The following is a 20694-nucleotide window of genomic DNA, read 5'->3' as shown; positions in this document are numbered from 1 at the left end:
CTCAATGGATTTTTCCAAGTTCTTCATCGACCGGCCGATATTCGCTATCGTGCTGTCGATCATCATCTTTGCCGCCGGCGCGATCGCCATCCCGTTGTTGCCGGTCGCCGAGTACCCGGAGGTAGTGCCGCCCAGCGTGGTCGTGCGGGCGGCCTATCCGGGCGCCAATCCACAGGAGATCGCCGAGTCGGTGGCGACGCCGCTGGAGGAGGCGATCAACGGCGTCGAAGGCATCATGTACATGAAGTCGGTGGCCAGTTCCGATGGCGGGCTGCGTGTCGTGGTGACTTTCCAGCCGGGCATCGACCCCGATACCGCGGCCGTGCGCGTGCAGAATCGGGTGAGCCAGGCCTTGACCCGCCTGCCGGACGAGGTGCGCCAGTACGGTGTCACCACGCAAAAGCAGTCGCCGACGCCGCTGATGTACGTCAGCCTCTACTCGCCCGACAACCGCTACGACCCGCTGTATCTGCGGAACTACCTGACCCTGCACATCAAGGACGAAATGACCCGCCTGCCGGGCGTCGGCGATGCGGGCCTGCAAGGTTCGGGCGACTACGCCATGCGGCTCTGGCTCAATCCGGACAAGCTGGCCTCGCACGGCCTGACCACGTCCGACGTGATTGCCGCGGTACGCGAACAGAACGTGCAGGTGTCGGCCGGCCAGCTGGGGGCCGAGCCGTCGCCGAAGGGCACCGATTTCCTGGTCCCCATCAATGTGCGCGGACGGCTGCGCAGCGAAAAGGAGTTCGGCAATATCGTGCTGAAGAGCGGCGCGGACGGGCAGATCGTGCACCTGTCCGACGTGGCGCGCGTGTCGCTCGGCGCCGGCGACTACACGATGCGGGTCTTCCAGAACAGCGAGAACGGCTCGACGATCGGCATCTTCCTGTCGCCGGGCGCCAATGCGTTGTCGGTCGCCGACGCGGTGTACGCCAAGCTGCATGAATTGTCGGCCAACTTTCCGCCGAGTATCTCGTATCACGTGATCTGGGACCCGACCGTCTTCGTGCGCGAATCGATCCGCGCCGTCCAGCACACCCTGATCGAGGCGGTGTTGCTGGTGGTCCTGGTGGTGATCCTGTTCCTGCAGACCTGGCGGGCGTCGATCATTCCGCTCGTCTCGGTGCCCGTGTCGGTGGTGGGCACGTTCGGCGTGCTCTATCTGCTCGGCTACTCGATCAATACGCTGACCCTCTTCGGCCTCGTATTGGCGATCGGCATCGTGGTCGACGATGCGATCGTGGTGGTGGAAAACGTCGAACGCAACATCGCGCAAGGCCTCACTCCGCGCGCGGCGGCCCACCAGGCGATGCGCGAGGTGTCGGGACCGATCATCGCGATCGCGCTGGTGCTCTGCGCCGTGTTCGTGCCCATGGCGTTCCTTGGCGGCGTCACCGGCCAGTTCTACAAGCAGTTCGCCGTCACCATCGCCATCTCGACCGTGATTTCCGCGATCAACTCCCTGACCTTGTCGCCGGCGCTCGCGGCCAAGCTGCTCAAGGCGCACAACGCGCCGGGGGACGCCCTGTCGCGCCTGATCGACCGCAGCTGCGGATGGGTGTTCCGCCCGTTCAACCGGATGTTCCAGCGCGACGCCGACCGCTATCAAAAGGGCGTGGCGCGTGCCCTGGGCCATCGCGGCAAGGTGTTCGTCATCTATGCCGGCCTGCTGATCGCCACCGGGTTCCTGTTCCGTGCCATACCCGGCGGCTTCATCCCGACCCAGGACAAGCTCTATCTGTTCGCCGGCGCCAAGCTGCCCGAGGGCGCTTCGCTCACGCGCACGGAAGACGTGACGCGCAAGATGATTGAAGCCGCGCGCAAGGTAGAGGGGGTCGACATGGTGTCGGGCTACGCCGGGCTCAACGCCCTGCAGACGGTGAATACGCCCAACCTCACGGCGTCGTACGTCATCCTGAAGCCGTTCGACCAGCGCAGCCGCAGCGCGGCGGAGATCAATGCGGAACTCAATGAAAAGTTTTCCGCCATCAAGGGCGGCTTCGCCTATGCCTTGCTGCCGCCACCGATCCAGGGACTGGGCAACGGCTCGGGCTACTCGCTGTATCTGGAGGATCGCGCAGGGTTGGGCTACGGCGCATTGCAGAAGGCGCTGACCGACTTCCAGGCGGCGGTGGCGCAAACGCCCGGCATGACCTTTCCGGTCAGTTCGTATCAGGCCAACATTCCGCAATTCGAGGTCAAGGTCGATCGCGACAAGGCCAAGGCACAAGGCGTTGCACTGACCGACTTGTTCGGGACGATGCAGACCTACCTCGGCTCGACCTATATCAACGACTTCAATATGTTCGGTCGTGTCTACCGCGTAATCGCCCAGGCCGACTCGGCGCATCGCGTGCAGGCGACGGACATTACCAGCCTGCGCACGCGCAATGCACGGGGCGAGATGGTGCCGATCGGCTCCATGGCGACGGTCGTGCCGACCTACGGACCCGACCCGGTGATGCGCTACAACGGCTATCCTGCCGCGGACCTGATCGGTGATGCCGACCCGAAGGTGTTTTCGTCCGTGCAGGCCACCGCCAAACTGACCGAGATCGCCCAGAAGGTACTGCCGCCCGGGATTACGCTGGAGTGGACCGACATCAGCTACCAACAAATGAATCAGAGCAATGCCGCGATCGTCGTGTTTTCGCTCTCGGTGATACTGGCCTTCCTGGTGCTGGCATCGCTCTATGAAAGCTGGACGCTGCCGCTGTCGGTGATCCTGATGGTTCCGGTGTGCATGTGTTCGGCACTGCTCGGCGTCCGGTTGGCGGGTGGCGACAACAATGTCTTCGTGCAGGTCGGCCTGGTCGTACTGATGGGGTTGGCGTGCAAGAACGCCATCCTGATCGTCGAGTTCGCGCGCGAACTGGAGCTCCAGGGCAAGGGTATCGTCGAGGCCGCGCTGGAAGCCTGCCGGCTGCGCCTGCGCCCGATCATCATGACGTCCGCGGCCTTCATCGCCGGGTCGGTGCCCCTGCTGTTTGGCCACGGTGCCGGCAGCGAGGTGCGTCAGGCCACCGGGGTGACGGTCTTTGCCGGGATGTTGGGCGTGACCTTGTTCGGCCTGTTCCTGACGCCGGTGTTTTATGTTGCGCTGCGGACTTTCGGCGCGAGGATGGTCGGCGCCGCTCCGATCATCGCAACGGGAAGCGTCTTGAAGGAATTAGAACATGAATAAGCTGAGACAAAGCGTACTGGCGCTGCCGGCCGTGCTCCTCGCCGCTTGCGCGGCCGGTCCGGATTATCGCCAGCCGGCGGCGCCGGCGATCGAACACTTTGCTCGTGCCGAGGCCGGCAGCACCCAGGCTGCACCGATGGTCAATGCCGAGTTCTGGCAGGCTTTCCGCGATACGCAACTGACCAGCCTGGTCGAGCAGGCGCTGTCTGCCAACAACGACCTCCGCGTTGCCTTGGCCAGGTACGACAGTGAGACAGCGCTATTGCGTGAAGCCAAGTCCGGTCATTACCCCACCGTGAACGTGAACGCCAACACGGGGCATCAAAAACTGAGCGTGGACCAGGCGTACGGCTTTCAGCGCAGCAACGACGTCCATGGCGCCAGCGTCAATGCCGGCTGGGAGCTGGACGTGTTCGGTAAAGTGCGGCGCGACGTCGAGGCGCATCGCGCCGAGACTGCCGCCCTCGCCGAGGACCTGAAAGCCTTGCAGGTGATCATCGTGGGGCAGGTCGCCAGCGCCTATATGGATTTGCGAGGTACGCAGGAGCGCCTGCGGGTGGCGCGCGAAAGCATCGATAAGCAACGTGAAACATTGCGTATCATCAGCGCGCGGATGGAGGCCGGCCGCAGTTCCGATTTCGATGTTGCGCGCGCGCGTGCGCAGCTCGAGTCGGCCACGTCGCGCGTGTTCGCGCTGGAGGCGCGCATTGCCGTCGACGAACACCGTCTCGCGGTATTGACCGGCCGTCCGCCCGAGGCCCTGATCGCCGAGCTCGACGTTCCCGCCGCGCTGCCTGCATTGCCCCCGGCGGTCGATCCTGAAACGCCCGCCATCGTGCTGCGCCGCCGCCCGGACATCGCGGCGGCGGAGCAGCGCCTGCACGCGGCCACCGCGCGGATCGGCGTCGCGAGCGCGGATCTGTTTCCTCATGTCAGACTCTCGGGGATGCTCGGCACGTTCGCCTTCCGTTCCGGCGACCTGTTCACGAACCAGCGGGACACCAGTCTGCTGGGTCTGAACGTCGATTGGTCGTTTCTCGATGCGGGTCGTGTGCGCGCACGTATCGCGGCGAGCGATGCCGCCGCTGCCGGCCTGCTGTCGACGTACCAGCAAACGGTGTTGCTGGCGCTGGAGGATACCGAAAATGCCCTGATCCGCTACGCGCGCACGCGCAGCGAGGACGAGCACCTCGAGCAAGCCGCGTCTGCCAGCAGCCATGCGGTCGAAATCGCACGTGAGCAACTGCGAGCCGGCACCATCGGTGTCTATGAAGTGCTCGACGCCGAGCGTGAGCAGTTGCGGGCGCAGGATGCGTTTGCCGAAGGACGGACCCGCAGCGCGGTCGCGGCGGTGGCCTTGTTCAAGGAACTCGCAGGTGGATGGCCGCAACAGATGCCTGCATCCGCGTCGCTGTCGGCTGGAATCCGCTGATACGGCTGCAGCGCGTCACGACACGGGGCGGTATGCGCCATACCATAGGTGGCGCGTACCGCCCCGAACGGCGGGCTCGATCAGGCGGCGGGCCTGTGCAAAGGCTGATTTGCCGCGCCGGCCATGCGGGAAGTGAACGCCACCGGCTCAACGGGACTGAAAAACTGCGGCGACAGCGATTTGATCAGGTCGACGAATTTGCGGAACTTGAGCGGATAGTGCTGCGATTTGGGATAGGTAAGATAAATAGATACCGGTAATCCGGACCAATCGGGCAGCACATGCACCAGCGTGCCTGCCGCAATGTCCTCGGCGACCGCGCAACTCGAGATCAGGGCCGCCCCTATTTTCTGCAACGCAGCCTGGCGGGCAACCGGCACGCTGTCGGCCATGAAACTTGGCGAAATATCCAGTTTGCGGGAATTGCCCCATTGATCCCGCAGCTGGATCGAACCGCAGTGATGGTTCGGCAGTGTCACCCACGGTAATCTGGACAAATCCTCCGGCTTGCAGATACCGCCGTAGCGCGACAGAAGCGCAGGTGCGGCGACGATGATCTTGTTCACCTCGCCCAATTTGCGGGCAACGACCAATTCGTCTTTTATCGTATCGACCTGAATGGCGCAGTCGACGGCATCATCGACAAATCGGGCCGGCGCGTCGCTTATCTTCCATTCCAGCCGAATGGCCGGGTTTGCCTTCAAATACTGGGCGGCGACTTCGATCAGCCGGGATTGACCAAAACCACTTGGAACGACAACCCGCAGCAAGCCGCAGGGCAGGTCGGTTTCGCCCCGCAATTCGCTTTCGAATCTGTCCAGCTCTTCGGACATGATGCGGGAATATTCGTAATAGCGGCGGCCGGCTTCGGACAGGCTGATGCCGCGCGTGTTGCGGTTGAGTAACTTGATGCCCAGATGTGCCTCCAGCATGCGGAGTTGGCGGCTGACCGTCGGCTGGCTGGTATTGAGCTGTTGCGCGGCACGGGAAAAACTGCCCGCGGAGACGATCTGGACGAAGGTGTTTATCAAGGCGAGTTGATTAGCTGATGTTTTGGTCATGTAATCTCATTCCCTGTCAAAGGGTGGTCATATTTCGAACACGGCCGCAGCAATCTTATGCGACATTCTCGGAATCGTAGTACGCCACCACTGTCGCGTTAGATAGTATTGCCACGAGATGGCGCCAACTGCAAAGTCGCGTGTGCGGACTGCAGCCGGGGAAATGATGCAGTCCTTTTGGTATCCCGCGTCGTGATACCGCGCCAACCTTCGAGATATGGAAATGCGTTCTCAAGGAGGATGGCGGTGCCGTAGGTGCTTGTCATTGCGTCATCCAATTCGCGCTCCTGAATTTCCCTTTATATCATATGATTCGCCGGTGAACCGGCATCAATATTATGTCTGATGCTGACTAAAAAAACTCTCGAAGTTTCACAATTTGTAAAATATTTATTTGAGTCTGTTGGTTTATTTCCTTTGCAAAATTAATATTTCTCGATATTTAATTTTTCTATTGACGAAAGAAATATTCGCACTTGTCTGCGGGGTTTGGTTGTTAGCGCTATAAATTCGGAATACCAAAAGGCGCCGGGTGGATAATGCCTGTTTTCGTAATATCGGTCATTTACTAACGCTTCATAGGCGAACCAGTTTTGATCAATGTCAATGATTGTGGTGAATTGCCATCGGCTTTTTTCTTGCGCGGGTGATTCGTCCGTCCGAGGGGGAGATCTATTACAGCTCAATTACAGTTGCGCGTAGCGGGCGCCGCGCCCCCGAGGGCAGCGGCTTCATGTGCGAACCAGGGAATCCTTGCGCTGGACCGGCTTGTTCCGCAGCGCATGGAACCGGTATGCGAATCATGGGCGTGGGCTCGAAGCCGACATGTTTTTATCGTAGTGTGCCGGTCGGGAGTGGTTCGCCATTTCGGTGAATCCTGCCCCCGGCGTTTAAATGCGCATGCACGTATCTCGATAGGACGAATGCCGCAGGCCATCGGTGAACAGATTACGCATCGATGCCGAACCCGGGCCCGGCCGAAGTATGTGTTGGTGTAATCGAGGAGCGCGGAATGCCGCGATCGAGTGGTTGGACCGCTCGATGGACTTTCAATGGTCTTTTGATTGCTGGCTTAGGCGATAAATCTTCCGTGAAGCATTCGTCTAGCGCCGCGTTGAAATCCGTTCATCGGCATTGCCGACGACATCGCCCGCTGACGCGGGGCAGGGGTATCACATACGCGATTGCCTGGCGATGTCGACTGCACTCGTCCGCCGGCAGGACGTTCTTCCCGTGAACACCGGCGTCCATATGCTTGAAACGGTACGGCGCCGATCAGCGTCGAACGTCTGTCAACCCGCCGCTTATTCGCGCTCTTCGGTGCGCGGCGCCATGGTCGCGTTCTCGTCGAACGGCCAGCCGCTGGGTGGCGGTACGTGGCGCTGGAATTCGTGCGGCATCACGATCGGCACTTGCAGGCAGACGCTCTGCGTCGGCAGCACTTCCATCCAGGCACGCACGAGTTCCTTGTAGGCGATGCCGACGGGCCGGATCTTGCGATCGAGGTCGAACAAGCCCAGTGCGTTGACGTTGCCGTTGTTCTCGCGCAAGGCCGTATCCCAGTCGACCTGGTCCGTCAGCGAATACCACGTGAAGCCGACGAGCGGCACGCCATTGTTGCGCACGCGCAGGACGTTGGCCCATTCCTTGCGCAGCCAGTGCACGGCCTCGTCGCCACGCGGTCCTTCGCACAGATTCGTTTCGGTGTGCATCACGGGGAGCCGGTATCGGTTGTAGTACTGGTGCGTGATGACGGCATAGCCGAAGATCTCACCCGCCGCGCGCGTCAATCCATCCGCCGACACGTAATGCTCGTTGGTCTGGTAATAATCGTTGCCCATGATGCAGTGGTGCTTCAGATTATTATTCAGGAAAAAGTGATACTCCTCGCGCGTCATCCCGTTGTCCATCATGTATTCATACATTTCGGAATCCACGCGACGGCCGTAATTCAAGTCCAGGGACAGGAAGCGGCGCGCGTTGTACAACTCGGCGGGGCCGATGGCGGACGGGCTTTCGGCATGAAAGTATTCGGTCGATTCGCTCTGGATGAACAAGGCATCCGGCCGCACCTGGAGGATCGCATGCATGGCCAGGATATTCGCCTTGACGAGGTTCTTTGTCGCGGTGACGTAGGCGCGGTCCGTCGTCATCTGCTCGTTCCACCAGCCGTACAAGGCGGAAAAAAGGGCGCAGATCGACATCTCGTTGATCGGCGTGTACAACTGCAGCCACGGATAGCGCCGCGCGAACGTGCCTGCATAATCGGCGAACAGTTCGGGAAAATCCGGATTCTGGAAGTTTCCGATCCAGTCGGGCACGCCGAAGTGGCACAGGTCGATGATCGAGGCGATGTTACGCTGGCGGAGGTCGTTGAGCGACAGGTCAGCGAATTCCCAATCATAGCGCTTGGGACCGAGCCAGGTCTTGTGCAGCGGCGGTCCGTAGCGCAGGACTTTCAGTCCGAGCTCCTGCACCAGATCGAAGTCCGTGCGCCAATGCGTGTAATGGCCGCACTTCTCCATCTCGTCCATTCGTACCCGACCGTTATCGATTGTCGGAATGCTGTTTTCGATACCCGTAGCGAAAATAAATCCTGGTGACATGCGAACCCCTGGCTGCTGACCCGTCGAAATCATTGTAGCCGGGATTACAAACAGCGTTCCGAACCGTGCGCGCCCCCATTTGTGCGCGCCCCCTTTACTGTCGCGTGTAAGCTGTGCTATCAATCAGGCAACATTCCGCCTTTATTCCCGACCCACACGACCCGCATGCCCAACGCCACCGCGGTACGATCCGCCTCGACCCTGGACGCATCCGCGCGCCGGCTGGCGATGGGCGTGCTGGTCTCCCTGCTGCTGCACGGCCTCGTATTGTCCTTGCAGTTCGGCATTCCCGGATTGCGGCCAGGGCCGGGCGGGCCGATCGCGATCCGGTTGACGCCTGCACCTGTCGTCGCCGCCGTGCCGTCCGCGCCGCCGCCCGTAATGCCGCCGGCACCGGTTGCGGCCGTGCCGGCACCGCAAGGGGGGCCGACGCCGTTGCCGTTGCCGCAGCCGCGGCCGGACGCGCTCCGGCGCGGATTCAGGCTGGTCGATCCGGTCGCGCCGGCGCCATCGCCAGCGGCGCCGGCGCCCACACCCGCGCCCCCGCCGCGGCGGGTCGCACAGCGCCGCCGCAAACCGCCGGCGACGCGCCTGGCCGACGGCCTGCACGCGCGCGTGATCGCGCTGGAAACGCATCAGGACAACACATTCGACGTGCCGCTGCCGGCCGTGGAACCCGATCCGATGCCGGACCCGCTGGCTCGCACCGAGCCGACGGCCGAGGCCGACAAGCCCGCGCTGGCCGATGCACAGGACGAGGACACCGCGCGGGCCGAGCGCGCCCGCCTGGCCGATGAACGCGAGCGCGAACGGGAGCGCCGGCGCGAAGCGGACGAAGCCCGTCTGCGCACCGAAGCCGAGGACAAGCTGCGCGCCGAGGCCGAGCTGCAGCGGCAGCGACTTGCGGACCAGTCCGCTCAATATGAAGCGGCGCTGGCCGATCAGCACGCGGCCGAGGCAGCGCAGGCCCGCGCACGGCAGGAGGAAGAACGGCGCCTGGCCGAGCAGCAACGCGCCGAGCAGGCGGAACAGGAACGTGCGCAACAGCTGGCCGAGCAACGCCGCGTCGAGCAGGCCGAGCAGGAGCGCGCGCAGCAGCTCGCTGAACAGCAACGGATGCGACAGGAGGAACAGGCGCGTGCGCAGCAGCTGGCCGAGCAGCGGCGTATCCGGCAGGCCGAGCAGGAACGGGCGCAGCAGTTGGCGGAGCAGATGCGCACGCAGCAGGCCGAGCAGGCGCGTGCGCAGCAGTTGGCCGATCAGCAGCGCGCGCAGGAAGCGGCCCGCCAGCAACTGGCGGAACAGGAGCGCGCCAGCCAGCTTGCGGACGAGCGGTTGCGCCAGGAGCGTGCGCAGCAAGCGGATCAGGCCGCACGCCGCCAAGCCGAAGAAAACGCCCGGCTCGCGCAGGAGCAGGCGCGCCGTGACCCTGCGCATGATCTGTCCGATGCCGGGGGCGCTGCCGCGTCGCCCGTGCCCGCTCCGGCACGCGCGGGCGCGGACGGCAGCGACGGCGCGGGGCGGGGCAACGGCACGCTCCCGCGCGCCGCACTGGGCAGCGACCTGGCCTCGCGTGCACGCGAAATGATGCGCGGCATCGATATATTGAAACCCGTGCCGCAGGCCGTGCGGCCGGCCGAGGATGCGGCGCGCACGGCGCGGCGCGCGCTCGCGGAGGCCGCGCGCCACGACATTCCGCTGCGCATGTACATCGACAGCGTGCGCCAGAAGATCGAGCGCAACGCGGTCCTGAGCGAAGCCCAGCTGTCGGCCGACGTGGTGCGCACCGACCCCATCGTCAGCGTGGCGATCCGCAGCGACGGCAGCGTCGAGGACGTGATCATCCTGCGCTCGAGCGGCCGCGCGGACATCGACGAATTCGTGCGCCGCGTCGTGCGGCTGAACGCGCGCTATTCGGCGTTTCCACCGAACGTCGCCGCGAACTACGACGTGATCGAACTGCGGCGCGTGTGGCGCTTCGCCGGCATCCTGCGGCTGCTGGAAGAGATGCGCTGACGGCCACACGCGCCCGCGGTTGACCTATGCGTGGTGCTTGACGTGCGCCAAAGTCCTGTCGGTTGAGCGGCTTACCCTGACTCTGATTGCCAGAGGTTGGCAGCTCATTTCGACAGGCAACCATGCATGCTTCCATTACGCAATTTCTAAGACGGGCCGCGGGCTTGCTTTCCGCCGTGGCCCTGCCATGGCTGTACGCCGGCCTGCTCGCCGGCTGCGCGTCGGGCATCCAGTTCCGCTCGCAGGACCATGCCGGCGCGGACGAGCCGGCGCCGCCCACCGAGATGATCACCGAACGGCTGATCTCGGCGGAACACCAGCAGCACCAGGTCCGGGCCAACGAAGACCTCGAACGCCTGCTGGTGCCGAACCCGCCGCCCTATGCGATCGGCAGCGGCGACATCCTGGCCATCGTCGTGTGGGACCACCCCGAGCTGACCGGCGGTCTCGTCACGGCGGCCAACGCCGATCCGGCCGCGACCGCCGCCGCGGCCGCGAACGCGAATGCGGCGCCGCAGGGCTTCGTCGTCGATCACCAGGGCCGCATCCAGTTTCCGCTGGCCGGCCTGTTGACCGTCCAGGGCCTCACCGAGGAACAGGCGCGCGCGCTGCTGACGACGCGCCTCGCCAAATACCTCGCCAATCCGAACGTGACGCTGCGCGTGCAGGCCTACCGCAGCAAGCGCGTGTACATCGACGGCGAGGTCAAGTCGCCCGGCCTGCAGGCCATCAACGACATCCCGATGACGCTCGTCGAAGCCATCAACCGCGCGGGCGGCCTGCTGCCCACGGCCGACCAGAGCCGCATCGAGCTGGAGCGCGGCAAGACGCATTACGCCATCAACCTGCGCGACCTGGTCCAGAAGAACATCAATCCGGGCCTGGTCATGCTCGCGCCGGGCGATGTGGTGCGGGTGCACTCGCGCGACGAAAGCAAGGTGTTCGTCTCGGGCGAAGTCGTGACGCCCAAGGCGCTGACCATGCACGACGGCCGGCTGACCCTCAACGAAGCGCTGGGCGAGAGCGGCGGCATCAGTCCCCTGAGCGGCGATGCGCGCCAGGTCTACGTGGTGCGCAAGACGCCGCAGCGCACGCGCGTGTTCCAGCTCGACGCACGCGTGGCCGGATCGCTGGCGATGGCCGAAGCCTTCGAACTGCAGCCGAAGGACATCGTGTACGTCGCCGCGACGCCGCTGGCCAACTGGAACCGCAACCTGAGCCTCCTGTTCCCGGGCGCGCTGAGCTCGGCGGTGAATGCGGCCAACCGGCCCTGATTCCGCATGCGCCCGCATATGCCGATCTACGGAGCAATCCCATGAGTACCACTGGTGAGTCGCATGCCCTGTCGCCCCTCGTTCCCCGTCCGCCGATCATCAGCGTGCCGTTCGATCCGCGTGCCGTCGACGCGCCGCGCGAGGACCCTGCGTTCGATCTCAAGGGTTACCTGAACACGCTGTACGACAGCCGCTGGCTGATCGGCGGCATCACCGCGTTCATCACCCTGATGGCCGTGTTGTACGCGCTCGTCGCCAAGCCCGTGTTCGAGGCCAACCTCATGATCCACGTCGAGGAAGAGAGCCCGAACGCGTCGAAGAACATCCTCTCCGAAGCGTCCTCGCTGTTCGAAACCAAGAAGGCGGCGATCGCCGAGATGGAGCTGCTGCGGTCGCGCATGGTCGTGTCGCGCGCGGTTGACAACCTGCAGCTGTACATCGACGTGCGGCCCAAGTACTTCCCCATCGCCGGGTTCTGGTTCGCCAACCAGAACGGCAACGCATTGTCGAAGCCGGGCCTGTTCGGCTACGGCGGCTATGTCTGGGGCAGCGAACGGGCCGAGGTGTCGCTGTTCGAAGTGCCGGAAGCCTGGCTGGGGCGCGAGTTCACGCTGACGGCGCTCGGCCAGGACCGCTACCGGTTTTCCGGCGGCGGCCAGCGCATCGTGTTCGAAGGCGAAGTCGGACTGCGCTACCGCGTGCCGACGCCGGAGGGCCTGATCGAGCTGAAGGTCGACCGCCTGTCGGCGGATCCCGGCGGCCGGTTTCGCCTGCGCCGCATGTCGCGCTTCGCGATGATCGAGGCGATCCAGAACGCGCTCGTGATCACCGAGCAGGGCAAGCAGTCGGGCATCATCGAGGTCAAGCTGCAGGGCGAGAATGCGCGCCGCACGTATGCCGTGCTGAGCGAGATCGGGCGCGAGTATATGCGGCAGAACCTCGCGCGCAAGACCGAGGAAGCGGAAAAGTCGCTGGCCTTCCTCAATCAGCAACTGCCCATCCTCAAGCGTCAGCTGGAGCAGGCGGAAGACCGCTACAACCAGTTCCGCAATGCCCACAGCACGGTCGACCTGCAGGAGGAAGCGCGCATGAGCCTTGCCCAGGCCGCCGCGGCCCGGGGGCGGCGCATGGACCTCATCCAGAAGAAGACGGAGCTGATGGCACGCTTCACGGAAGACCACCCGATCGTCGCCGCGATCAACCGCCAGCTCAAGGAAGTCGACACGGAGATCGACCAGGTCAATGCCCGCATCAAGGACTTGCCCGTGCTCGAACAGGATGAAGCGCGCCTGACGCGCGACATCAAGGTCAACACCGATCTCTACACGGCCCTGTCGAACACGGCTCAGCAGCTGCGCCTGATCTCCGTGGGGCGGGTCAGCAACGTGCGCATGGTCGATGCGCCGATCGCACCCGAAAAGCCGATCAAGCCGAACCGTCCGCTGATCGTGGCGCTGGCCGTCGTCACGGGGCTGTTCCTCGGCACCCTGATCGCATTTACGCGCAAGGCCATGATGGGCGGGATCGACGATCCGCAAGCCATCGAGCGCCTGCTGCGCGCGCGCGTCGTCTATGCGACGATCCCACACAGCAATAATCAGGACAAGCTGATGCGCAAGGCGAGGAGCGACGGCGGCGCGCTGCCGCTGCTGGCCCAGATCATTCCCGAAGATGCCGCCATCGAAAGCCTGCGCAGCTTCCGCGCCGCGCTGCAGTTTTCCATGCCTCACTTCCAGAGCAATATCGTGATGTTCGCCGGGCCCACGCGGGGCCTCGGCAAGTCGTTCGTGTCCGCGAACTTCGCCGCCGTGATGGCGGCCAGCGGCAAGCGCGTGCTGTTGATCGACTCCGACCTGCGCAACGGCCAGCTCCACCGTTATTTCGGCATGAGCCGCGAGCGCGGCCTCTCTCGCGCCATCCTGGGCCAGTCGTCGATCGACGAGGTGATCCACCACGACGTCGTCGAAAACCTCGACTTCATCCCGACGGGCGAACTGCCGCCGAATCGCTCCGAATTCCTGCTGCACCTGAATTTCGGCGGCCTGCTGCAACAGGTCGCGACCCACTACGACCTCGTTCTGCTCGACCCGCCGCCGCTGCTCGACGTGGCCGACGCCCTGATCATCGGCGGTCACGCCGGCGCCGTCTTCATCGTGGCCCGCTCGGGCCGTACGAACGAGTCCGAGATCAACGAATCGATCAAGCGCCTGAACCACGCGGGGATATCACCCCAGGGCGTGCTGTTCAACGACATGGCGCCGCGCCTGGGTGCTTACGGCGCCTATACCAAATTCACGGCGACGGGGCAGATCGGCTTCGCCGCAGGGTGAATGGAAGTGCCGCTTCTGCCTCGGCGTCTTCGCGATACGTTTGCCCGGCGCCGGGCGCCGGGCGCCGGGGCCGGACGACGCGGCGGAGAACACGTCCGCTGAACCTCTTGGCGTTGCGCACGCCGGCATCGACATACCGGCATCGACATACCGGCATCGACATACCGGCGCAGATGCACCGACATCGAGTCTGGTGAAGGCTTATCCCGTTAGCACGTCATAGCCCGGAGCCCGTCCGTTGAGGCGACCGTGTGCCGGCATTCCACGTCACGGACGGTGCGGCAGATCGCGCGCCACGGTCGGCATGTCGATCAAGGACAGATACAGCGGCCAGATGCCGGCCCCCCGGCGCGATCGCGGCGGGGCCCGATACGGCGTGTCACTTCATCGACGAGGACGCCATCGACGTGCGCTGTGGACGCGGCCGCAGGACATTCCTGACGGCGCGGCGCACGCGGAACGTATGGGATTCGAACAGGCGATACGACAGCCATGCCGTGGCCAGCAGGGTCAGGAGCATGCCCGCATAGACGGCGTACGCCAGCGGCGCGTCAGGGACGAGGCGATCGCGCCCGAACGTTTTCTGGCCGGCATACCGCAGCAATTTGATGACGGGGATGTGCGTCACGTACAGCGTGAACGAAAACTCGGACAAGGTGTGCGCGAGCCGTGCGACGGCCCGCATCGGGGACGACGTCGTGGCGAACGGCGCATGCAGCGTGGACAGGAAGGTCAGCAACGGCAGGCTGTACACGAGATCTTGCAGGAACGATTCAGGGTTGAGATCGTCGTTGCTGCCGCGCAGGCGGAAATAAATCGAACTGGCCACGACGATGGCGGCGAGACCCGCGCGCGCGCCGGTGCCGCAGTCGATGCGGATGCGCGAAAACGCGGCACCCAGCAGCCACAGCGCGAAATACAGGGTGATGGACAAGGGCAGCGACGTGCCCAGCACCAGGAGCACGGCCGCGGCGCAGCCCTGGCGCATCCGGCTGCGGCTCGTGAACATGATCAGCAGCAGGGGAAACTGGATGTAGTACCAGGTCTCGTTGGCCAGGCTCCACAGGGCGTAATTGCCCCCGAAATTGTCGACATCCACCGTCTGCAGGCCGACCAGGTTGCCGGCAAATGCCGCGGCCGAGTATGCATTGGCGGTGGAAAAATCGGCGCGGGCCGGGTCGACGACGTCCGTCATGACGCCGACGAGCAGCATGAGGCACAGGGCCGGAATCAGGACCGTCCACAAGCGGGTCAGGCGATCGATCGCATAGGCCCGCCACGGCGAGGCGCCGTCGGCGGCGCCGGTCGACGTATTCGCGCGCTCCAGTTTGTTGAGCAGGCTGCCGCCGACCAGCCAGCCGCTGATCAGGAAGAAGACGACGACCGCCTGGTGCGCAAAGCCGGTGCCGAAGGCCAGCAGTTGGTAATAGACGGATGGACTGGCGATGTCGCGCAGTCCAGGGAACATTTCGGCGCGCAGGTGCGCTGCCGCGACTTGCAGCGCTGCCAGGCCACGCATCAGGGAAATCAGGAGGGAACAGCCGGTTGTACTGTCGAGCTGACTCTTTCGCTGCCAATGGATAGCTGGAATATGCGTGCCGGACATGGTGCCTCCTGATAAAAAGTCTCGGGACGCTAGCTGCAGTTGTCCCAAGGGTAGGGATAGGGATTGCCGGACAGGGCCAGCGCGAGCCGGATCATCCAGTAACCTACGGAAACCGAATGCAGCGCCCATGCCGTCGCGCAGAATGCGGGCACGGCGCAGGCGATCGCCCGGCCCGGCGGGGGCGCAGATACGCCGCACGCCAGGTGGACGGTGCAGAGGAAGGCCGCGAGCCCGACGATCCAGCCGGCGATGGCTTCGACTGGCGTGTGTTCGCCGGCGTGGACGAGGGCCGCGGCGACCGCCACGCCGAGGCCGAGCGCGAGCAGCGCGACACCACGGCGCACCGGCGGCGCGCAGCGCTGCGACAGCAGCCAGCACAGCGTCGGGAAGGCTGCGGTGAAGCCGGCGGCGTGGCCGCTGACGGCCTTGTAGCCGAGCGTCGGCAGGCCCGTTTCCCAGCCCATGAAGGCGACCTTGGTCGCCGCGACGAGCGCCAGCGCCAGTCCGAACACGAGACTCCAGCCGAGGGCTGCACGCCAGGCCCGCGCAGCGAGGAGCCAGCCCGCGATCGCGCTGCCGGCCGGGAGCGTGAGGGACAGGTCGCCCAGGTGGAACAGCTTGGACCAGAGCATGGCGGTATCCGGCTCGTCAGCTGAGGATCGCGGCCAGCGTCCGGAAGATGATGCGCACATCGAGCCAGAACGACCGCTCGCGCACGTAGCGCTGGTAATACTCGAGCTTGACGGGCAGGATCGTCTCGATATACGCCCGCTCGGGATCCTGCGCGCGTCCGAGGATGTCGTTTTCGTCCTTGTAGAGGATGGCCGCGAGGTCAGTGATGCCCGGCGCCACCGAAAGAACGGTCTCGCGCACCGCGGGCGGATAACGGTCGACGTAGCGCGGCACTTCCGGACGCGGTCCGACGAGGCTCATCGTGCCCGCCAGCACGTTCAGCAACTGGGGCAGTTCGTCCAGCTTCGTGCGCCGCAGGAAGCGGCCCGCGCGGGTGATCCGCGGGTCCTGGCCGACCGTCAGCTGGCGGCCCCCGTCGGGACGGTCGGCCATGGTGCGGAATTTGTAGATGGCGAAGTGGCGGCCGTATCGTCCTACGCGGCGTTGGCGGAACAGCGCCGGTCCGGGCGAGTCGAGCCGGATCCACAGCGCGAGCGCGAGCAGCGCCGGCGCCAGCAGGACCAGGCCGCAACCGGCCGCCACCACGTCGAACAGGCGCTTGCTCATGCCAGCAGCTCGGCCAGGTGCCCGATGACGCGGTCCTGGTCGGCGTCGCTCATCTTCGTGTACAGCGGCAGCGTGAGCATGCCGTGGTAGCACGCTTCGGCCACGGGGAAGCGGGCGGGCGATAGGTCATAGGCGTCGCGCCAGTAGGGCTGGCGGTGCAGCGGGATGAAGTGCACGCTCGTGCCGATGCCGCGCCGGGCGAGCTCGGTTATCAACGCGTCGCGTCCGAGCCGCGCTTCCCCGGTCAGCCGGACCACGTACAAATGCCAGGCGTGCGTACTGTCGTCGTCCGGCAGGGCGGGGAGCCGCAGCGGCAGGCCCGCCAGGCCGTCGTGGTAGCGCCGTGCCAGGCAGGCCCGGCGCGCGGCGAAGCGGTCGATCTTGCGCAGCTGCTGGATGCCGATGGCCGAGGCGATGTCGGTCAGGTTGTACTTGAAGCCGGCCGCGACGACCTCGTAATACCAGGCCGGCTTGTGCGACACGTAGCGGTCGAACGCGTCCTGGCTGATGCCGTGCAGGCGCATCACGCGCACACGCTGTGCGAGGCCAGGGTCGCGCGTGACGATCATGCCGCCTTCGCCCGTGGTCATCGTCTTGTTCGCGTAAAAGCTGAAGACGGTGATGTCGCTGTCCAGCGTGCCGATCAGCCGGCCTTTGTAGCGGGTCGGGAAGGCGTGCGCGGCGTCCTCGACGACGCGCAGCCCGCGGCGCCGCGCCAGCGCCAGCAGGGCGTCCATGTCGCAGGCCAGCCCGGCATAGTGGACGGGGACGACGGCGCGCGTCTGCGGCGTGAGCGCCGCTTCGACGGCGTCCACCGACAGCGTCATCCGGTCCGGTTCGACGTCGACGAAGACGGGTCGCGCGCCCAGGTAGCGCACGACCTCGGCCGTGGCCGTGAACGTGAGCGTGGGCACGATGACGTCGTCGCCCGGGCCGATGCCCAGGCTTTCCAGCGCCAGGTGCAGGCCCGCGGTGGCGGAGTTCACGGCAATCGCCTGCAGGCCGCCGCCCAGGTAGGCGTTGAAATCCTGTTCGAATTGCCGGGTGGTCGGGCCCGTCGTGACCCAGCCTGAGCGCAGGCAGGCGACGACGGCGTCGATTTCCGCCTCGTCGATGTCGGGCAGGGCGAACGGCAGGAAAGGCGCGGCGGTAGCTTGGGTCAGGTCTTCAGGCATGGCGGCTGTCTCCAGCGAGTGCGGTTAAAAAGCGTTGTCCGAGGACGGCATAGGTGTGGTTGGCCAGCGCATGGGCGCGCCCGCGCCGGCCGAGCGCATCGCGCGTGGGCGCATCCAGCGCCTGCATGGCGAGCACGGCGTCGGCGATGGCCTGCGGGTCGTCCGGCGCGACCGTCAATCCGCAGCCGGCTTCCATGACGGGATCGTTGCCCGCCTCGACGGCATGGACGATGGGACGGCCCGCCATCATGTAGTCGATCAGCTTGTTGGGCGAGATGCCGAAGCGGTACAGGGCCTGGCGGCGCCAGCCGATGTAGGCGACGTCGAAGCGCTGCAGCAGGGCCGGCACCTGCGATTTCGGGATCGGGTCGAAGAAATGCACGCTGGCCAGGCCCAGTTCGGCGGCGCGCCGTTCGAGCGCAGGTTTTTCGGGACCGGACCCGACCAGAACGAAGGCGACGGGATGGCCACGCAGGCGGTGCGCGGCGTCGAGCAGCGTGCCCAGCGCGTTCGCGACGCCGTGCGTGCCGGCATAGCCGACGACGAACCGGCCCTGTTGGCGGAGCCCGTCGAGGACGATGTCGAGCCGGGCGGGCAAGGGCGCCGGGTCGGCTCGCCACTCGTCCGGGTCGACACCGTTAGGCACGAGATGCAGCTTGTGCGGCGCCATGCCGTGCGCCTCCAGGTGCGGGCGCACCTTGGGCAGGATCGAGACGATGGCGTCGGCGCGGCGGCAGGCGAAGTCTTCCGCCGCCTGCAGCAGCATGATGAAGGGATGGCGGCGCGAATAGCCGCCCAGTTCCATGGGCGACAGCGGCCACAGGTCGTGCACCTCGTACAGCAGGCGGGCCCCGGCGCGGCGCGCGATCCGGGCGGCCGGCCAGATGTCGAGCGGATACGTGCTGGATGCGATCACGGCGTCCGGCCGGAACGTCCGCACCAGCTGTTCGCCCGCCGCGCCCAGGCGCCACAGGAACGCGGCCATATTGCGCACCCGCGCCGCGCCGTTGCCGCGATACGACGGCGCCGCCAGCCAGACGTAGTCGATGCCGTCGATATTTTCTTCCAGTCGGGTGCGCCGGCCCATCTGCGGCGCCTGCGTGCGCACATGCGATGCCGACGCGGCGACGATGGTCACCCTGTGCCCTGCGCGCACCCACTCCCGCGCGAGATAGTAGGGGCGGTACTCCATGCCGTGGAGCACCGATCCCGCGTAATGGTTGATCAGGAGGATATTCATGTGTGCCACACCACTTCCTCGGCCAGGCGCACCACGTTGCAGCGGGTGTTCTCGAGCCAGTTCGTTTCCCATTGCACGGGATGGGTGAGAAAACAGACGCGCTCGTAGCGGTTCAGCGCGTCGAACGGTGACAGCGGGTAGTAGTACACGGGATGCGGACGGTCGCTGATGTACACGTCGAAGTGGCGCAGCAGGTCGGCGTCGTAGGATTCGCATTCGATGCCGCAGCGCCGGCGCAGTTCGGAGTCGCTCAGCAGTTCGTGGTTGATCACCTTCAGGCGACGGTTGGCGAAGTCGCCGTGGCTGGCGACCGTCGTCATCGGCGTGCCCAGGTGTTCGCCGATGCGCATGAAGTTGCGCACGAACAGTTCGCGGATCTCGGGAAAGCGTGCCCGCACCTCGTCGCCGCGGCGCATGCGGTGGCGCTTGGCATACGTCGCGACTTCCTCGTAGTGGTAGCTGGCCTCGCTGCCGGCCGCCTCGATGTCGCGCATGAAGCCGTAGTCCAGCGTACTGAGGCGGAAGTAATAGCTGGCCCTCACGCCATGTTTCGTTTCGAGCGCGAACATCTTGCGCGCCGTGCGCAAGTCGCTGTCGATGTCGTGGCGGTGCACCAGCACGCGGGTCGGCAGCGCCGCCTCCGGGCGGACCGCGTGGTGGAAATCGCGCACGGAGAGCTGCCGGTAGCCGCATTGGCCGGCCCGGACGAGAAGCGCCTCGTACTCGGGCAGGCGCGACGGCATCAGGTAGTCCGAGTAGAGCCGGTTGAGCAGCGTTTTCATCGCAGGCTGTACTTCACGCGATAGGGTTCGAAGCCGACGATGCGCTTGAAGTGCTGCAGCCCGGACTGCGCACCGAAGAACGTGTCGTACATGACGTAGCGCACGCGCTGGCGTTCGATGAGGCGGGCGATGATGTCGACGACGAGCAGGTGCATGATGCCGTCGTTGTTGCGCAGGCCGATCAGTTGCGAGAAGGCGCTGAAATTGCCGTAGCGTCCGATGTTCGCGTAGGCGACGAGCCGGCCGTCGTCGTTCAGCACGCCGAAATAGTCGAAATGGGGCTGGCGCTCGTAGCGCGCGACCTTGTCCAGGTATTTGCCGTCCATCGGCCGCCCCTGGCGCGTGTCGAGCGACGTGTTGATGGCGTGGATGGCGTCGACATGGTCGTTGCGTTCGATCTCCGTGCAGACGTAGCCGCGCGCACGGGCCCGCCTGGCGTGCCACGCACCCCGGTTCTTGCCCTGGATGGCGTCGAGGTAGGCCGCAGAGGCGGGATAGCGCGCAAGGTCGATCAGCGCGGCACCGACCGTCTTGTTGCCGATGAGTTTGTAGCGCGGATGCCGTTTCGTGTAATAGCGATAGGTGGCCGCAACGTCGTCCGGATGGATCCGGGCGTCGAAGCACAGGTCCGCCCGCGGCAGGCGCAGGACCTGGCGCAGCGTGTCGAAGTGATGCAGCAGGGTCGTCATGGTACGTGGGCTCGGCGGTACATGGTCGTTGGGAGCGGGCGTTCTTTCAGCGGCGGC

Annotated in this window: 14 protein-coding genes; 5 read left to right on the top strand and 9 right to left on the bottom strand. The window is 65.3% G+C overall.

What is annotated here, in order from left to right:
- Positions 1-4: 4 nt before the first annotated feature.
- Both ASC93_RS00460 and ASC93_RS00455 read left to right on the top strand, forming a co-directional pair.
- The gene (locus ASC93_RS00460; RefSeq protein WP_056435345.1) at positions 5-3187 is read left to right on the top strand and encodes an efflux RND transporter permease subunit; all 3183 of its coding nucleotides are present in this window, start codon (positions 5-7) and stop codon (positions 3185-3187) included.
- A complete protein-coding gene (locus ASC93_RS00455; protein ID WP_056435342.1) occupies positions 3180-4619 on the top strand; it encodes an efflux transporter outer membrane subunit in 1440 nt (479 codons plus the stop codon). Before ASC93_RS00460 ends, ASC93_RS00455 begins: the two co-directional genes overlap by 8 nt.
- A gap of 80 nt (positions 4620-4699) precedes the next feature.
- Here the strand turns inward: ASC93_RS00455 and ASC93_RS00450 are convergent, their stop codons facing one another.
- Both ASC93_RS00450 and ASC93_RS00445 read right to left on the bottom strand, forming a co-directional pair.
- Entirely contained in the window at positions 4700-5680 is a 981-nt protein-coding gene (locus ASC93_RS00450; RefSeq protein WP_056435338.1) for a LysR family transcriptional regulator, read from the bottom strand.
- Positions 5681-6984: 1304 nt separating this feature from the next.
- Entirely contained in the window at positions 6985-8214 is a 1230-nt protein-coding gene (locus ASC93_RS00445; protein ID WP_229412488.1) for a family 1 glycosylhydrolase, read from the bottom strand.
- Between the two features lie 237 nt (positions 8215-8451).
- Here ASC93_RS00445 and ASC93_RS00440 point away from each other — a divergent pair, with 237 nt between their 5' ends.
- The 3 genes from ASC93_RS00440 to ASC93_RS00430 all read left to right on the top strand — a co-directional run bounded on the left by ASC93_RS00440 (position 8452) and on the right by ASC93_RS00430 (position 13906).
- Complete coding sequence (locus tag ASC93_RS00440) at positions 8452-10302, top strand: TonB C-terminal domain-containing protein (protein WP_056435334.1); 1851 nt, start codon at positions 8452-8454, stop codon at positions 10300-10302.
- A 176-nt stretch (positions 10303-10478) separates the two neighbouring features.
- Complete coding sequence (locus ASC93_RS00435; RefSeq protein WP_229412486.1) at positions 10479-11576, top strand: polysaccharide biosynthesis/export family protein; 1098 nt, start codon at positions 10479-10481, stop codon at positions 11574-11576.
- Between the two features lie 41 nt (positions 11577-11617).
- A complete protein-coding gene (locus ASC93_RS00430) occupies positions 11618-13906 on the top strand; it encodes a polysaccharide biosynthesis tyrosine autokinase (RefSeq protein WP_056435328.1) in 2289 nt (762 codons plus the stop codon).
- A 379-nt stretch (positions 13907-14285) separates the two neighbouring features.
- Here the strand turns inward: ASC93_RS00430 and ASC93_RS00425 are convergent, their stop codons facing one another.
- From ASC93_RS00425 to ASC93_RS00395, 7 genes are all read right to left on the bottom strand, one after another.
- Positions 14286-15425 carry an acyltransferase gene (locus tag ASC93_RS00425; protein WP_056435325.1) on the bottom strand — a complete coding sequence of 380 codons (1140 nt, stop codon included), beginning with the start codon at positions 15423-15425 and terminating at the stop codon, positions 14286-14288.
- A gap of 116 nt (positions 15426-15541) precedes the next feature.
- Positions 15542-16144, bottom strand: coding sequence for a phosphatase PAP2 family protein (locus ASC93_RS00420; protein ID WP_056435322.1), 603 nt, complete (start codon positions 16142-16144; stop codon positions 15542-15544).
- 16 nt (positions 16145-16160) lie between these two features.
- Entirely contained in the window at positions 16161-16751 is a 591-nt protein-coding gene (locus tag ASC93_RS00415; protein ID WP_056435320.1) for a sugar transferase, read from the bottom strand.
- A complete protein-coding gene (locus tag ASC93_RS00410) occupies positions 16748-17926 on the bottom strand; it encodes a DegT/DnrJ/EryC1/StrS aminotransferase family protein (RefSeq protein WP_056435317.1) in 1179 nt (392 codons plus the stop codon). The genes ASC93_RS00415 and ASC93_RS00410 overlap by 4 nt, the downstream gene beginning before the upstream one ends.
- Positions 17919-19166, bottom strand: a complete 1248-nt coding sequence (locus ASC93_RS00405) for a glycosyltransferase family 4 protein (protein ID WP_056435314.1) — start codon at positions 19164-19166, stop codon at positions 17919-17921. The genes ASC93_RS00410 and ASC93_RS00405 overlap by 8 nt, the downstream gene beginning before the upstream one ends.
- Positions 19163-19948, bottom strand: coding sequence for a hypothetical protein (locus ASC93_RS00400; protein WP_056435311.1), 786 nt, complete (start codon positions 19946-19948; stop codon positions 19163-19165). Before ASC93_RS00400 ends, ASC93_RS00405 begins: the two co-directional genes overlap by 4 nt.
- Positions 19945-20637 (bottom strand): hypothetical protein, encoded by a 693-nt coding sequence (locus ASC93_RS00395; protein WP_056435308.1) that lies wholly within the window; start codon positions 20635-20637, stop codon positions 19945-19947. The genes ASC93_RS00400 and ASC93_RS00395 overlap by 4 nt, the downstream gene beginning before the upstream one ends.
- Positions 20638-20694 lie beyond the last annotated feature (57 nt).

Origin of the sequence: Massilia sp. Root335 (genome assembly GCF_001425685.1) — a bacterium.
In the GTDB taxonomy this organism is placed as follows: domain Bacteria; phylum Pseudomonadota; class Gammaproteobacteria; order Burkholderiales; family Burkholderiaceae_D; genus Telluria; species Telluria luteola.
The sequence above is the reverse complement of the archived record's forward strand: the minus strand, read 5'-3'. Positions and strand labels throughout refer to the sequence as shown.